The organism is Compostimonas suwonensis, from assembly GCF_002797855.1.
GTDB lineage: Bacteria > Actinomycetota > Actinomycetes > Actinomycetales > Microbacteriaceae > Compostimonas > Compostimonas suwonensis.
In genome coordinates this window covers 695,192-709,479 of the sequence record NZ_PGFB01000002.1, presented here as the reverse complement: position 1 = coordinate 709,479, position 14,288 = coordinate 695,192, and the positions used below count along the sequence as shown (strand labels likewise).

The following is a 14,288-nucleotide window of genomic DNA, read 5'->3' as shown; positions in this document are numbered from 1 at the left end:
TCCCGAAAGGCCCACCAGTGACCACCACCGCCGAAGCGCCGCTTCTGCTGACCAAACGCCGGATCTGGATCATCTTCGCCGCGCTCATCGCCGGCATGCTGCTCTCCAGTCTCGACCAGACCATCGTGTCGACCGCCATGCCGACGATCGTCGGCCAGCTCGGAGGCGTCGAGCACCAGGTCTGGCTGACCACCGCCTACCTGCTCGCGACGACCATCGTCATGCCCGTGTACGGCAAGTTCGGCGACGTGCTCGGTCGCCGCCGGCTGTTCCTCATCGCGATCGCGCTGTTCACGATCGCCTCGATCGGCTGCGCATTCGCGGGCGACTTCACCCAGCTCGTCGTCTTCCGCGCCATCCAGGGCCTCGGCGGCGGTGGGCTCATCATCCTCTCGCAGGCGATCATCGCCGACATCGTGCCCGCCTCCGAGCGCGGAAAGTACCTCGGCCCGCTCGGCGCGATCTTCGGCCTCTCGGCCGTGGGCGGCCCCCTGCTCGGCGGGTTCTTCGTCGACCACCTCACCTGGCAGTGGGCGTTCTACATCAACATCCCGGTGGGCATCGCGGCGTTCGCGATCGCCTGGTTCACCCTCACCCTGCCCAACAAGAAGGCCACACAGCCCATCGACATCCTCGGGGTGGTCTTCCTCTCGGCGTTCACGACCTGCCTGATCTTCTTCACCGACTTCGGCGGCGACTCCGACCACGGCTGGGGCGCGATCGAGACCTGGCTCTTCGGCGTCGGCGTCGTGCTCTCCGCCCTGCTCTTCGTGCTCGCGGAGGCCAAGGCCACAGACCCCATCATCCCTCTGTCGCTGTTCCGCAACCCGATCTTCGTCAACGCGACGGCGATCGGCCTCACCCTCGGACTCGGCATGTTCGCGGCGATCGGCTTCGTGCCCACCTTCCTGCAGATGTCGTCGGGCACCTCGGCCGCGGCATCCGGTCTTCTGATGCTGCCGATGATGGTCGGTCTGATCGGAACCTCGATCGCCTCCGGTATCGCCATCTCCAAGACGGGCAAGTACAAGCTGTTCCCGATCCTCGGCACGATCCTCACGGCGGCCGCGATGGTCGCCATGACGACCCTCGCCGCAGACACCCCGATCTGGCTCATCTGCGTCTACCTGTTCGTCTTCGGCGCGGGACTCGGCCTGATCATGCAGGTCGTGGTGCTCATCACGCAGAACTCGGTCGCCCCCGAGATGGTCGGCACCGCGACGAGCACCAACAACTACTTCCGCGAGGTCGGCGCCGCGCTCGGTGTCGCGGTGTTCGGCACCATCTTCACCACGCGCCTCACCGACAACCTCCAGAACGTCTTCACGAGCGCCGGCGCCAGTGCGGCGGATGCCTCGAGCTCGACCTCCACGCTCGATCCGCAGACGCTCAACCAGCTGCCCGACGCCCTCCACGACGGTGTCGTCGCCGCCTACGCGGACGCCCTCGCTCCGGTGTTCTGGTACCTGCTGCCGTTCATCGGCATCGCATTCGTGCTCTCGCTCTTCCTCAAGCAGATCCCGCTGTCGGACGTCGCGGGGCTCGTCGCCCGCGGCGAGGCGATCGGCGGCGACGAGGCCGAGGCGCTCGAGGCCGCTCAGCGCCTCGAGGCCTCCGGGAAGCGCCCCGCGGATGCCGGCACGACAGCGGATGCCGCCACGGCAGCCGGGGCCGACACCGCCGACGCGGGTGCCGATGCGTCATCCGACGCGGGCACCGACGGCGACTCCTCCCGCGAGACCCCCGTTCCCCGGGGCTGATCTCAGGGCGGTTCCTCTCGAGCGCGGGTCTGCTCGCGGGCGCGGCGTGCAGACGCTCGTCGCCCGCGAACAGGCCCGCGCTCGGTCGTTGAAGCGCCGCCGCGGCATCCGTTGCGCGTCGTCGTCCGACCCGCTCACGAAGATGAACACGAAGCTGACAGGAGTGACGTCGACTGTTCACCTCGTGGAGAGGGTTCCTTCAGTTAGCCGTGGGCAAGTAGTCGGCATGCGTGACGAGTCTCTGGGATGCATATCAACATCCGCTGTCGCGGTGGTCTGTTCGGCGCGGCAGGAAGTCTGCAAAGGGAGATAGCTCACGTGAAGACACATCCGATGGTCGCGCGACGCGGTATACGAATCGGGGCGGTGGCTGCGGCCGCCGCACTGGTCGTGGCCGGCGTCACGACGACGACCCTGCTCGCGCATGCCGCGCCCGACCTCACAGGCGCCGGCACCGCCGCCGACCCCTACAAGATCGGGACGGTCGACGAGTTCTCGTCGTTCATCTCGAACGTCAACGCCGACACGGCGGGCACCGGCTCGGCCGCTGCGCACTACGCGCTCACCTCCGACATCGCCCTCACCGCCCCGGTTCCCATGATCAACAGCTTCGGGGGCGTCCTCGACGGCACGGGCCACACGGTCTTCGGCCTCTCGATCGACTTCACGGGATCGAAGGTCTACGCGAGCACGGGCGGCGCCGACAAGACGGCCGCCCTCATCAACAACAACTCCGGGACCATCGAGCGCGTCGGCTTCAGCGGCGTGTCGATCACGGGCACCTCCTCCGCCGAGTCGCAGACCACCAACACCAAGAAGGCCACCGTCGTGGCCAACAACCACGGCCTCGTCGACCAGGTGTACGTCATGGGCTCGATCGACGGCGGATGGCGCACGGCCGGAATCGTCGCCGACAACCTCTCCAACGGCGTCATCCAGAACAGCTACTTCCGGGGCTCGATCCACTCCGGCTGGGAGTCGGGCGGAATCGCCGCTCGCAACGACAACGTGGGCACCGAGCGCATCACGAACGTCTACGCCGACGCGACCATGGTCACCGAGACCCGCAACATCGGCATCATCAGCGGCTACAGCTACAGCACCGCGACGATCCGCGGCGCCGTCGCGCTCGGCGGCTCCGTCGCCCAGGGCAGCGGCCAGTCCGCCAACAACATCGGCCGCATCAACGGCCAGAACAACACGAGCGTGGCGAGCAAGGGCGCGACGTACGTCAACAACCTCGCGCTCGCGACGCTCCCGGTGAGCGGCGCAGCCGTGACCGGTGGCGCGGCCGACAACCGTCAGGGGCTCAACAAGAGCGCCGCGGAGCTCGCGCAGCAGGCCACGTACGAGGCCATCGGCTGGGACTTCGCCGGCATCTGGACCTTCGACCAGGCCGCTCAGCGCCCGGTGCTCACGGCCGTGCCCGAGAAGGCCGAGCCCGACGAGCCCACCGAGCCGACGGACGACCCGACCGACGACCCGACCGAGCCCGGTGACGGCCTCGCGTCCGAGGTCGTGACGACGAGCCCCGACGGCAAGACCGTCGCCACCGTCTCCACCGACGACGAGGGCAACCTCGGCTACACCGTCACGCAGGACGGCGCGACCGTCGTGCGCGAATCCGATCTCGGTCTCGTGATCGGCGGCACCGACTGGGGCACCGGCGTGACCCTGGGAACCGCCACCACCTCCGCGGTCGACGAGAGCTACCCGCTCATCGGCCACCAGGACACGGGACGCGACCACAACAACACGAGCGTCATCCCCGTTCTGCGCGACGACGCGAGCGTCCTCTCGCTCGAGTTCGAGGTCTTCGACACCGGCATCGCCCTGCGCTACGTGCTCGACCCGTCGCTCGCCGGCGCCGTCGTCTCGCGCGAGGACACGACCTTCGCCTTCGACCCCGCCTCGACGCTGAACTACCAGGTGGTCACGAGCGGCACGATCGACGATCTGCAGAACAGCTTCAGCCGCAACACCTTCGCCGCTGCCGGCGCGCAGAACATCACCGTGCTGCCGACCGTCGAGCTCCCCGACGGCCATTTCGCCAACGTCACCGAGGCCAAAGTCCTCGACTGGCCGGCGATCGCGCTCAAGACCACGAGCACCGGCTCGATCTCGACGTACTACTGGGCCACGGACAACCGCCAGGGAACCTTCGCGGTCAAGCCCGAGACGCTGCACTCCCCGTTCCGCGTCATCACGATCGCCGACAACCTCACCGACCTGACGAACTCCGACATCGTGACGGCCGTCAACGACCCGATCGACACCTCGGTGTTCCCGGGTGGCGACCTGAGCTGGATCCGTCCGGGCACCAACTCGTGGGCGACCCAGACGACGAACGACCAGAGCCTCACGGGCATGCAGTCGCTCCTCGACTCGACGGCGGACGCCGGCATCACCGGCATCCTCATCGAAGGCAACCTGACGGACGCCTCGTGGGGTGCCAACACCGCTGAGCGCTTCGCGAACATCGCCGCGCTCGTGCAGCGCGGCAAGTCGAAGACCGTTCCGGTCGACGTCTGGCTGTGGACGGACTACGACAAGGGCGCGGGCGCGGACACGACGTTCACGAACGCGATCAGCTACGACAGCGGCAGCAGCTATGCGCGCAACAGCCTGCAGAACCCCGACTTCCGTGAGGCCTACCTCGACCTCGTGAAGCAGAGCGGTCTCGCCGGCCTCAAGGTCGACCACACCAACGAGGAGACGGAGACGAAGGTCAACTTCTTCCGTGACATGGCGCGGGACTCCGCGGCTCGTCAGCTCATGGTGATCTTCCACAACCCGCTCGAGCCGACCGGCCAGAACCGCACGTACCCCAACGAGCTGGGTCGTGAGGCCATCCGCGGCCTGCAGTCGGGCTACGACGCCAACCAGGACGTGCTCGCACCGTTCACGCGCCTGATCGCCGGCCCCGCCGACTTCACGCCGTTCCAGCTCTCGGGCTCGGGATGGAACGTCTCGTGGGCTCACCAGCTGGCCTCGACGGTCGTCTACACGATGCCGTACATGCAGCTGTCCGAGCGTCCGGCGTACCTCGCTCCCGGCGGTCAGTACCACGACCTCGTCGGAAACGTGATCGAGAACCTGCCGACCACCTGGAAGCGCAGCTGGATGCTTCCGCAGAGCAAGATCGGAAGCCTCGCCGCCGTGGCGCGCGAGACCGCTGACGGCGAGTACTGGATCGCCGTGACATCCGGCACCACCGCTCCCGGCCAGCTGTCGATCCCGCTCGACTTCCTGCCGGCGGGAACGACGTACAACGTCGACCTCTACGCCGACAAGACGGTCGCGGTGGGCATGTCGCGCACGACGACGACGGTCGACAGCACGAGCACCCTCACGCCCACGCTGCGAAGCGGCGGCGGGTTCCTCGCGCGCATCACGACCGATGCGATCGACAACCCCCTCGAAGAGGACGGCTCGACCGGCCCGTACGACATCTCGAGCGAGGCCGACCTCGCGCTCATCGCGCAGCACCCGGCCGCGACGTTCAACGTCACGGCCGACATCACGATGACGCGTCCGTGGACCCCCGTCGCGAGCTTCGACGGAACGATCAACGGAAACGGCCACAAGATCTCGGGCCTCGAGGTCGCGGGCTCCGAGTCGAAGGCGTTCATCATGACGAACGCCGGCACCATCCGCCAGCTCGGCTTCATCGACGCCACAGCCGTGATCCCGGGAGCCTACATTCAGGCGAACCGTGTCGCGGTCGTGACCGTGGCCAACTTCGGACTCATCGACCAGGTCTTCGTGATCGGGTCGGAGGTCTCCGGCGGCTGGCGTTCCGCGCCGATCGCGGCCGAGAACAACGCCGAGATCCGCAACAGCTACACGGTCGACGCCAACGCCCGGGCCAACTGGGAGGTCGGCGGCCTCGTCGCCTGGAACTCCTCCTCGGCGCTGCTGCAGAACAACTACGTGGCGTCGGCCACGGTGAAGGCCGACGTTCAGAACGGCGGCATCCTCACCGGCTACGGCTACACGGGCACCCGGGTCATCGGCAACGTCGTGGTCAGCGGAACGGTGCAGACCACCAACAGCCCTCGTGCGCGAGTCCTCGCTCGCGAGAACGGCAGCCCGAGCTACACCGACAACCTGTCGCTCGACACGGCGACGGTCAACGGCTCGCTCATCACCAACGGAACCGCGACGAACCTCAACGGCGCCAACCGCACCGCCGCGCAGCTCGCGCAGCAGTCGACCTACGAGGCCATCGGCTGGGACTTCGGCAGCGTCTGGACCTTCGACGCCCAGCTGGGTCGCGCGGTGCTCACCGCTGTCTCCGAGACGCCGGATGCCCCGGCCGACACGGACGACCAGCAGGTCGAGGTCACGGTTCCCGAGCAGGGAACCGGCGAGCCGGGCGAGTTCGTCTGGAACATCGACGGCACCAACGGCCTCGTGAACCTGGGCACGGCCGAGCAGGACGGCGATCACTTCGCCGCGACCGGCTCGATCAACCCGGTTCGCGTGACCGACACCCGCACCTCGGCCCCGCAGTGGTCGATCTCGGCGCAGGTGGGCGACTTCGCCAACGGTGACACGACGTTCTCGGGCAAGTACCTGGGTTGGACCCCGCTCCTCGTCGAGGCCGGCGGTGGCGCTGCTGCAGGCAACGCCGTCGCGTCGGGCTTCCTCTCGGGCGACGGCCTGTCGGCATCCTCGACCCTCGGTCTGGCCGCCAACGGCCACGAGCTGGGTTCGGCGAAGCTCGGCGCCGACCTCGACCTGCGGCTTCCGCTCGAGGTCGCGAACGGCACCTACCAGGCCACGCTGACGCTCACCGCCCTGGGTTGATCCCGGGTCCCGTGAGGGATGCCTGACCGACGGACGGCCGGGCCCGCGATTCGCGGGTTCGGCCGTCCGTTCGTCGTTCCGGGCGAGGCCGAGGCGCGAGATCGATCAACTTAGTTGACATCGTCGTCGGGTGCAGCGATGCTCGGTCCATGGACATCGAAGCCGTCGACCCAGAACTCCGCCCGCTGCTCCTCAAGCTGCCGGCGCTCGACAACAGCAAGCGCCTCGTGCGGCTCCTCGGCCGGGTGGGCCCCCGGCTGATGCGCGAACACCGCGTGGAGGGCGTCACGACGCGCTGGCTGCGCGACGGCTCGGTGCGTGTGCGCGTCTACCGGCCGGATGCCGCGGCGGACGGCCCCGGACTGCTCTGGATCCACGGCGGCGGTCTCGTCATCGGCGACGCGAGACAAGACGACAGGCTGTGCTCCGAGACCGCCGGCCGGCTCGGCATCACGGTCGTCTCGGTCAGATACCGGCTCGCCCCGGAGTCGCCGTTCCCCGCCGCGCTCGACGACGTGACCGCCGGCTGGGAGTGGCTGCAGGCCCACGCCGCCGAGCTCGGCGTCGACCCGGCACGGGTCGTCGTCGGAGGGGAGAGCGCCGGCGGCGGGATCGCCGCGAGTCTCGTGCAGCGGCTCCACGACACCTCGGCCGTGCAGCCCGTGGCCCAGTGGCTCTTCGCCCCCATGCTCGACGACCGCACCGCGGCCAGCCGCGAGCTCGACGGGATCGACCACTGGGTGTGGAACAACAGCGCGAACCGCTTCGGGTGGAGCGCCTATCTCGGGCGCGAGCCCGGGGCGGCAGAGCTGCCCGACTACGCGGTGCCCGCCCGTCGTGAGGATCTCACGGGCCTGCCGCCCACCTGGCTCTACGCCGCCGACATCGAGCTCTTCCACGACGAGATCGTCGAGTACGCCGGTCGCCTGCGCCGCGACGGCGTGGACGTCACCCTCGAGATCGTGCCGGGCGCGGTCCACGGCTTCGAGAACTGGGCCGCGACGACGGCCCCCGCCGAGCGGCTCCTCGACCATGCGCGGGAATGGCTCGCCGCGACGCTCGGCCTCCGCGCAGCCGCCTGACACACCCCGTGCCGAGGGGCTCGATGAGGGCGGCGCTGCGGGGTAGCGTGGGCGTATGAGCCAGACGCGGCTCGCGACATCCGCCGATGCGCACGACATCGCCCGGTTGCTGCGCGCCTTCAACGCCGAGTACGACGACATCGTGCCCGAGCAGCGCGAGCTGGCCGAGCGGATGTCGCAGCTTCTCGCCGCGGGCGACACCGCTGTGCTGCTCGGCTACGACCCCGACGACGCCCACGATCCCGGCGCCCCGCACGGACTCGTCGTGCTGCGCTTCCGCCCGGCGATCTGGGTGGCCGCGCCCGAGTGCTACCTCGCGGAGCTCTACGTCGCCCCCGGGAACCGGGGCCGCGGTCTCGGCCGCGCCCTGCTGAACGCCGCGATCGAGTATGCCCGAGGCCGTGGCGCCGCCTGGATGGATCTCGGCACGAGCGAGGACGACGTCGCCGCCCGCGCCCTCTACGAGAGCGTCGGATTCGTCAACCGCGAGGGCGAGGGCGGGCCGATCCAGTACGTCTACGAGCTGGACCTCTGAGCCCGACCGCTCGACAGGCGACGGAGAACCGCTCGGCAGGGCGCCGGCGAGCCGCTCAGTAGGCGACGGAGAACTGTGTGCGGTGGTGCGCGGGGGAGTCGACCTCGTCGAGCACCGCGGTGGCGAAGTCGGCCCCCGAGATCGCCGACTGGCCGGCCTCGTCGAACAGCGCGACATCCCCGCCGATGCGGAAGACGCCGGTCGCCTCGCCCGGGGCGTAGGAGCCGTAGCCGGCGCCGGGGCTCACGGAGAACCAGTCGAGGCCCTCCGGAGCGCTCTCCACGAGCTCGTCGAGGATCTCCGCCATCGCCCGGCTCTCGGCCGCGTACTCGGGGTACACGTCGTCGCCGTAGGCGATGCGCGGGGCGCCCTCGGTCATCCGCAGGGAGCTGTAGCCGCCGATCACGCCGAGACGTGCGCCGCTCGCTGCCGCGAGCTCGGCGACGCGCCGATAGACGGCGTCCAGCCCGGTCTCGAGCTCGCCGCGGGGCGCGAGGGCGGCGATCACGACATCGGCTCCGGCGACGGCGCGCTCGCGCACGGAGTCGTCGAGCAGGGAGCCTGTCTCGTAGCGCACGCCGGGCACGGCATCCTGCGGGGCGTTGCGGCTGAACGAGACGACCTCGTGGCCGCGGGCGGCCGCCTCGCGCACGATGTTGGCGCCCGTGTAACCGGTGCCTCCCAGAACTGTGATCGTCGACATTGTCGTCCTCTCTCGATGCTTCGCACGTACAGTTGGTTACTGTACGTAACTTGCTCTCCAATGGGAAGAAGGCACTTCGTGGTAACCACGATCGACGGCGCGGAGTATCCGGCGCTCGACCCCTACCGCGAGGGCTGCCCCACCCGCCGGGTGCTCGACCGGGTGGGGGATCGCTGGACCGTGCTCATCGTGGGAGCGCTCGGCGGCGGCCCGCGGCGCTTCTCGGAGCTGCTGCGCAGGGTCGAGGGCATCTCGCAGAAGATGCTCACCCAGACCCTGCGCGGGCTCGAGCGCGACGGCCTCGTGAGCCGCGCGGCCCATCTCGAGGTGCCCGTGCGCGTCGAGTACGAGCTCACAGAGGCGGGGCACTCGCTGCTCGAGCCGCTTCGCGCCCTCGAAAACTGGGCCATCGAGCACTACACGGGGATCGCCCGCTCGCGCACCGACTACGACACGCGCACCGCCTGAGCCGAGTGCGGCGATCCGGCTCGCCGAGAGAGGGCGCCGGCGCCCTCCCGTCGACGCCCGCGGGCCGGACGGGACGCACGAATCCGTGTCGGCCCGGTGACGCCGAAGCGCCCGGCGGGATCGCCGGGCGCTTCGGGCGTCGTGCCGGGTCGGGCCCGACGGAAACCAATCGGTTTTATATGAGGAGGGTCGCGCACATGTCGTTTCAGGCATATCTCGACACGATCGAGGACAAGACCGGGCTCACACCCCGCCAGCTGCTCGAGATCGCGCACGAGAAAGGCCTGGGCGACCCGGCGGTCGCGGCGGGTGCGATCCTCGAGTGGCTGAAGGAGGACTACGAGCTCGGCCGAGGCCACGGCATGGCGCTCGTGCACATGATCAAGAACGGGCCCACGATCGCCTCGAAGCACGTCGGCACGACGGGCGTGCACCGAGACGAGTCCGACACCCTGTGGCTCGACGGCAAGGCCACCAAGCCGACCGCGTAGCGTTCGCCCGACATCGCTGTCTCCGATACGGTTCTCCGATGGACGCCTGTGCCGAACTCTGCTCGCTGGCCGCACGACTCGCGCGCGAGAAACCCACACCGCGGCGGTTCCTGATCGAGCTGGGCACGGATGCCGCGGGCATCCGCACCGGGCCGTTCTGGTTTCTCGATGCCGCCGTCGGCGGCCGGAACGTCTTCTCCGGCGCGGGCTTCCGCTCCGAGCTCGACGACGGCACCCGCGGCCAGGTGCGGCACTTCGCCGGCATCGTCGCGGTGAGCGCGAGGATCGGCCCTGGCCTCACCCGCTGGCTGTCGGTGCACGTGGGGCGCGACGAGGAGGGCTCGGCCGACGGGCGCCTGACCGACGAGGCGATCGAGTTCGCCGGCCTCATCCGCTCGGGAGGCCTGGCGCTGTCGGCGGCGCCGGACTGGATCTCGCAGCACCTCTGTGCTCGCAGCGGCGGCTGAGGGACAATGGGCGGGCAGCCCCGGTAGTCATATCCGAGTCACAGGAGAGGTTCGACACGATGAGCGACAGCGCGGCAACGACCCGCATCACGCAGGTGGGCACCATCTTCGTCCCGGTCTCCGACCAGGAGCGGGCTCTCGGCTTCTACGTCGACGTGCTCGGCTTCGAGAAGCGCGGCGATTTCGTCTACGGCGGCGGCCGCCGGTGGATCGAGGTGGCCCCAGCCGGCTCGGTGAACGCGCTCGCGCTCGTGCCGTCGAGCGAGGGCGAGCGGGTGCCGAGCGACCAGACGTACTGCGCCTTCGCCTCCGACGACATCGAGGCCGACCATACGGCGCTCAGCGCACGTGGTGTCGTGGTCGAGCCGATCGCGGGGGCGGGCGGCACCCGTACGGGGCTCGTCTCGCGTGAGGCCAGCGTGCCCGATCCGATTCCCGTGCAGTTCTTCTTCCGCGACCCCGACGGCAACCGCTTCCTCATCGTCCAGCCCGGTTGATCCACCGATCGATCGCACTCTCCACTTCACACTCACGAGAGGATCAGAACGATGAGCGAGCAGCCCGACGCCATCGGACTGCGGATGACCCGACAGCTCCCGGCGACACCCGAGGAGGTCTTCGACGCCTACACCGATGCCGAGAAGCAGAGGATCTGGTTCTCGATCCTCGATGAGGAGCCCGGCATCGTCGAGATCGAGGTCGATCTGCGGGTCGGCGGCACGCAGACCGCCGTCTGGGGCCCGAACGCCGGCACCCTCTTCCGCGAGACGCAGACCTTCCTCGTGATCGACCGCCCGCACCGGCTCGTCACGGAGTCGACGGGCAGCGGCCCTCAGGGCGACATGGCGATGACGACCCGCACCGAGCTGACGTTCGAGGCGCACGACCGCGGCACGCTCGTGACCGTCGTGCAGAGCGGCTTCCCGACCGTCGAGATCCGCGACTTCTTCGGCCAGCAGGTCTGGGTCGGCGCCTTCGACCGCATCGAGGCGTACCTCCTGCGCCGCTGACGCACGCTCGTCACGCCTCGGAGCCGCCCCGTTCGACCGCAGTGACGAAGGGGGATGTCGCGGCCCGCACGAGCGCGCTGTAGTCGAGCTCGAAGCGCAGCTCGTCGCCGACCGACACCTCATGATCGCCCACGTCGAGCACGAGGTGGTCGCTGCTCATTCCGAGCACGCCGATGCCCGGCGGCGGGGTGAGCCCGCGCGGGTCGACGTCCTGGCGGCCGAGGGCCAGGATGACCTGGCGGATGCTGCCGCTGCCCGTTCGCAGGTCCTGCTCGCCGAACGCGGCCTGGGCGATCCCGCCCCACGGCTGCGCGGGCTTGACCTTCGCCTCGATGACCTCGGCCACGAGGGTGAAGGCGCGGGTGTCGAGGCCGTCGATCGGCCGCCGCTGCAGCGGCTCCGTGCCGAGCAGGATCGACTCGCCGAGCCGCAGCTCGTCGACGCGTCCGACGTCGGGCGTGCTCAGCGCCCACTCCAGGTTGGCCGAGTTGCCTCCCGAGACGATCGAGAGCCGTGCTCCGCAGGCCGACTCGACCCGCTCCGCCAGACGGGACAGCTCGTCCATCTTCTCCTGGTCGGGGATCACGCCGCTCTGGCAGGCCAGGTTCGTTCCGAGACCGGCGAGCTCGAGGCCGGGCAGCCGGGAGGCGGAGCGGGCCAGCTCGACGACGTCGGCGGCATCCACCCCCTCGCGCAGGTCGCCCAGCTCGACCATGAGCACGACCTCATGGGTGATGTGCCAGCGCGCGGCCGCTGCCGAGAGCGCCTCGAGAACGACGGTCTCGGTCTCGAGGCTGCGGTGGGCGGTGCGCACGACGTGCTCGACCTGGCTGAGCATGGGGGAGCGGATGAGGGTGAGCGGGGTTGCGACACCGGCATCCTGCAGACGTGCGAGGTTCTCGACGCGCGAGTCGCCGATGCCGACGGCTCCGCCGCGCAGCATGGCCGCGGCGACGCCGGGGGAGCCCAGGGTCGCCTTCGACACGCCCGTCACGCGGATGCCCCTGGGGGCCAGCCGGTCGACGAGGATCCGGGTGTTGTGCTCGATCGCGTCGAGGTCGATCTCCAGGCGTGGCGCGGTCACCGTCCGCTCGAGGCGAGTGAGGCCTCGAGCGCGGGGAAGGATAGCAGCACCATGTCGACCAGGCGGTCGAGGGGACGGGTGAGCGGGTCTGTGGCGGGCAGGCCGAACTCGAGCTCGTACTCGTCGATCGTCGCGCCGACCTCGTCGTCGCTCATCTGCTCGTGGTTGATGGTGATGCCGATGACCGTGGTGTCGGCGAACGCCTCGATGAGCGCGATCTCGCTGCCCACGGTGGGCATGGCGACCATCGGGAAGTCGCCCAGCACCCGGCGCTTGGGCGCGTGCTGCACGATGACGCCGGCCGGTCTGCTGCCGCGCAGGATGTGGGCGGAGGTCAGGTAGGCGGGGTGGCTGAGCGCGCCCTGGCCTTCGACGACGATGATGTCGGGGTTCTCGCCCTCGAAGGCTGCGACGACCTGGTGCTCGACCTCGCCCGAGCAGAACTGCGGAACGAGCGCGTCGAGCGCCACCCCGTACTTGCCGCCCTGGATGAGCGTCGTCTGCCCGGTGCCGACCAGCACGGCCTTGATGCCGCGCTCGGTGAGGGCCTGTACGAGCAGGGTGGCGGTCGTGCGCTTGCCGATCGCGCCGTCGGTGCCGAGCACGGCGATCCGCGGGCAGGTCACGTCGAAGATGCGGCCGGAGAAGAGGTGGAGATCCTTCTTCTCTGCGGGGCGGCGCACATCGGTGATCGTCACGCCGGCGAGGAGGCTCGCGGCCGCGAACTCGACGTCGTCGTTCAAGAACTCGTGCAGCCCGTTGATGATGTGCATTCCCCGGGCGATGCCGTCGAGCAGCACCACACGCTGCGCGGAGGAGAGCAGGCCGTCGGCCGGCGCGACGCCGCAGATGAGGTAGTCGGGCACCCGTCCGGCGTCGGCGACGGCCTCGGCGAGACCGGCGACGACGGGGATGCCGTTGGGCGTGCCGTCGAGGAAGGCCCCGGCGTCCGCGCCCGCACGCAGGCTGTCGATGACGCTGAGGATCTCGTACTTCTCGGAGTGCCGCACGAGGCCGTTGGCCGTCTTGCCGTCCTGCTCGCCGAACTGGCCTTCGCAGTAGACCACGGCCGAGGCGCCGAGCGGGAGGGAGGCGAGGGCGTCGTGAGCGGGTTCGAGGCGCTGCACGACGAAATCGGACGGGGAGATGGACTGGGGCATAACGCTCCTCTGAGTGACTCAGAGGAGGCGACGGGATCGTGGCCGGGCCGGATGGGCCCAACGGTCAACGAGACGTCTTCCCTGATTGCCGGCGACTGCCGGCCCTAGAACAGTACAGCAGGGTGCTGCGAACCCTCACAGGAGACCGAAAGAAAAGCGCTGTCAGCTCTGAGGCGGGCGGAGCGGGCTCTCGAAGCGCGCCAGCCAGATCGTCAGCAGCGACTCCAGCTGCGCCACCTGCTCGGGGGCGAGGCCGGCGAGGAGCCGGTGCTCGTTGGCCATGTGCTCCCCGAAGGCCCGGTCGATGAGCTCGAGGCCGTCCGGAGTGAGCCCCACGCGGCGTCCGCGGCCGTCGCTCTCGCTCAGCCGCCGGGTGACGAGGCCCGCGCGCACGAGCCGGTCGATGCGTTTGGTGGTGCCGCCGGTCGTGACCATCGTGAACTGCGCCAGCTCGCTCGGCGTGCGCTCGTAGGGGGCACCGGCACGACGGAGCGCCGCGAGCACGTCGAAGTCGCCCTCCCCGAGGCCGTGGCCGCGGAACACGGTCGCGAGCTCCTCGTCGAGGAACCCCGCGAGACGGTGGAGCCGCCCGATGACGCCCTGCGGGGCGACATCCACGTCGGGGCGCTCGCGAGCCCACTCCTGCTGGATGCGGGCGACGTGATCGAGTTCTCCGGTCATCCCTGCACTGTAGTCATCATCTTCCTAGGAAGCTA

13 protein-coding genes are annotated in these 14,288 nt (G+C 69.7%); 9 read left to right on the top strand and 4 right to left on the bottom strand.

Features of this window, described 5'->3' with window-relative positions:
- The first annotated feature begins 17 nt into the window (after positions 1-17).
- The 4 genes from CLV54_RS07095 (at position 18) to CLV54_RS07080 (ending at position 8,189) form a co-directional block, all read left to right on the top strand.
- Positions 18-1,760 (top strand): MDR family MFS transporter, encoded by a 1,743-nt coding sequence (locus tag CLV54_RS07095; RefSeq protein ID WP_100344219.1) that lies wholly within the window; start codon positions 18-20, stop codon positions 1,758-1,760.
- 318 nt (positions 1,761-2,078) lie between these two features.
- Complete coding sequence (locus CLV54_RS07090) at positions 2,079-6,572, top strand: glycoside hydrolase family 97 protein (protein WP_170061961.1); 4,494 nt, start codon at positions 2,079-2,081, stop codon at positions 6,570-6,572.
- A 149-nt stretch (positions 6,573-6,721) separates the two neighbouring features.
- Positions 6,722-7,654 (top strand): alpha/beta hydrolase, encoded by a 933-nt coding sequence (locus tag CLV54_RS07085; RefSeq protein WP_100344217.1) that lies wholly within the window; start codon positions 6,722-6,724, stop codon positions 7,652-7,654.
- 55 nt (positions 7,655-7,709) lie between these two features.
- Positions 7,710-8,189, top strand: a complete 480-nt coding sequence (locus CLV54_RS07080; RefSeq protein WP_100344216.1) for a GNAT family N-acetyltransferase — start codon at positions 7,710-7,712, stop codon at positions 8,187-8,189.
- 55 nt (positions 8,190-8,244) lie between these two features.
- Here CLV54_RS07080 and CLV54_RS07075 read toward each other — a convergent pair whose 3' ends face one another.
- The gene (locus CLV54_RS07075; protein ID WP_100344215.1) at positions 8,245-8,892 is read right to left on the bottom strand and encodes an NAD(P)-dependent oxidoreductase; all 648 of its coding nucleotides are present in this window, start codon (positions 8,890-8,892) and stop codon (positions 8,245-8,247) included.
- A gap of 78 nt (positions 8,893-8,970) precedes the next feature.
- On the opposite strand from CLV54_RS07075, the gene CLV54_RS07070 reads away from it, so the two are divergent.
- From CLV54_RS07070 to CLV54_RS07050, 5 genes are all read left to right on the top strand, one after another.
- Positions 8,971-9,360, top strand: a complete 390-nt coding sequence (locus CLV54_RS07070; protein ID WP_245861456.1) for a winged helix-turn-helix transcriptional regulator — start codon at positions 8,971-8,973, stop codon at positions 9,358-9,360.
- Between the two features lie 197 nt (positions 9,361-9,557).
- Positions 9,558-9,851 (top strand): DUF4287 domain-containing protein, encoded by a 294-nt coding sequence (locus CLV54_RS07065; protein ID WP_100344213.1) that lies wholly within the window; start codon positions 9,558-9,560, stop codon positions 9,849-9,851.
- A gap of 38 nt (positions 9,852-9,889) precedes the next feature.
- Complete coding sequence (locus tag CLV54_RS07060) at positions 9,890-10,318, top strand: hypothetical protein (protein ID WP_100344212.1); 429 nt, start codon at positions 9,890-9,892, stop codon at positions 10,316-10,318.
- 59 nt (positions 10,319-10,377) lie between these two features.
- A complete protein-coding gene (locus CLV54_RS07055) occupies positions 10,378-10,815 on the top strand; it encodes a VOC family protein (RefSeq protein ID WP_100344211.1) in 438 nt (145 codons plus the stop codon).
- 51 nt (positions 10,816-10,866) lie between these two features.
- On the top strand, positions 10,867-11,328 hold the full coding sequence (locus CLV54_RS07050; RefSeq protein WP_100344210.1) for an SRPBCC family protein: 462 nt from the start codon (positions 10,867-10,869) through the stop codon (positions 11,326-11,328).
- A gap of 10 nt (positions 11,329-11,338) precedes the next feature.
- Here CLV54_RS07050 and CLV54_RS07045 read toward each other — a convergent pair whose 3' ends face one another.
- From CLV54_RS07045 to CLV54_RS07035, 3 genes are all read right to left on the bottom strand, one after another.
- The gene (locus tag CLV54_RS07045; RefSeq protein WP_100344209.1) at positions 11,339-12,412 is read right to left on the bottom strand and encodes an alanine/ornithine racemase family PLP-dependent enzyme; all 1,074 of its coding nucleotides are present in this window, start codon (positions 12,410-12,412) and stop codon (positions 11,339-11,341) included.
- Complete coding sequence (locus tag CLV54_RS07040) at positions 12,409-13,572, bottom strand: N-acetyltransferase DgcN family protein (protein WP_100344208.1); 1,164 nt, start codon at positions 13,570-13,572, stop codon at positions 12,409-12,411. Before CLV54_RS07040 ends, CLV54_RS07045 begins: the two co-directional genes overlap by 4 nt.
- Before the next feature lie 162 nt (positions 13,573-13,734).
- Positions 13,735-14,253: a MarR family winged helix-turn-helix transcriptional regulator gene (locus CLV54_RS07035; protein ID WP_100344207.1), complete on the bottom strand. Its 519-nt coding sequence runs from the start codon at positions 14,251-14,253 to the stop codon at positions 13,735-13,737.
- Positions 14,254-14,288: the final 35 nt, after the last annotated feature.

Coding starts and splice junctions, on each gene's coding strand:
- CLV54_RS07085 (WP_100344217.1), top strand. CDS start 6,722: ATGGACATCGAAGCCGTCGACCCAGAACTCCGCCCGCTGCTCCTCAAG.
- CLV54_RS07080 (WP_100344216.1), top strand. CDS start 7,710: ATGAGCCAGACGCGGCTCGCGACATCCGCCGATGCGCACGACATCGCC.
- CLV54_RS07075 (WP_100344215.1), bottom strand. CDS start 8,892: ATGTCGACGATCACAGTTCTGGGAGGCACCGGTTACACGGGCGCCAAC.
- CLV54_RS07065 (WP_100344213.1), top strand. CDS start 9,558: ATGTCGTTTCAGGCATATCTCGACACGATCGAGGACAAGACCGGGCTC.
- CLV54_RS07060 (WP_100344212.1), top strand. CDS start 9,890: ATGGACGCCTGTGCCGAACTCTGCTCGCTGGCCGCACGACTCGCGCGC.
- CLV54_RS07055 (WP_100344211.1), top strand. CDS start 10,378: ATGAGCGACAGCGCGGCAACGACCCGCATCACGCAGGTGGGCACCATC.
- CLV54_RS07050 (WP_100344210.1), top strand. CDS start 10,867: ATGAGCGAGCAGCCCGACGCCATCGGACTGCGGATGACCCGACAGCTC.
- CLV54_RS07040 (WP_100344208.1), bottom strand. CDS start 13,572: ATGCCCCAGTCCATCTCCCCGTCCGATTTCGTCGTGCAGCGCCTCGAA.
- CLV54_RS07035 (WP_100344207.1), bottom strand. CDS start 14,253: ATGACCGGAGAACTCGATCACGTCGCCCGCATCCAGCAGGAGTGGGCT.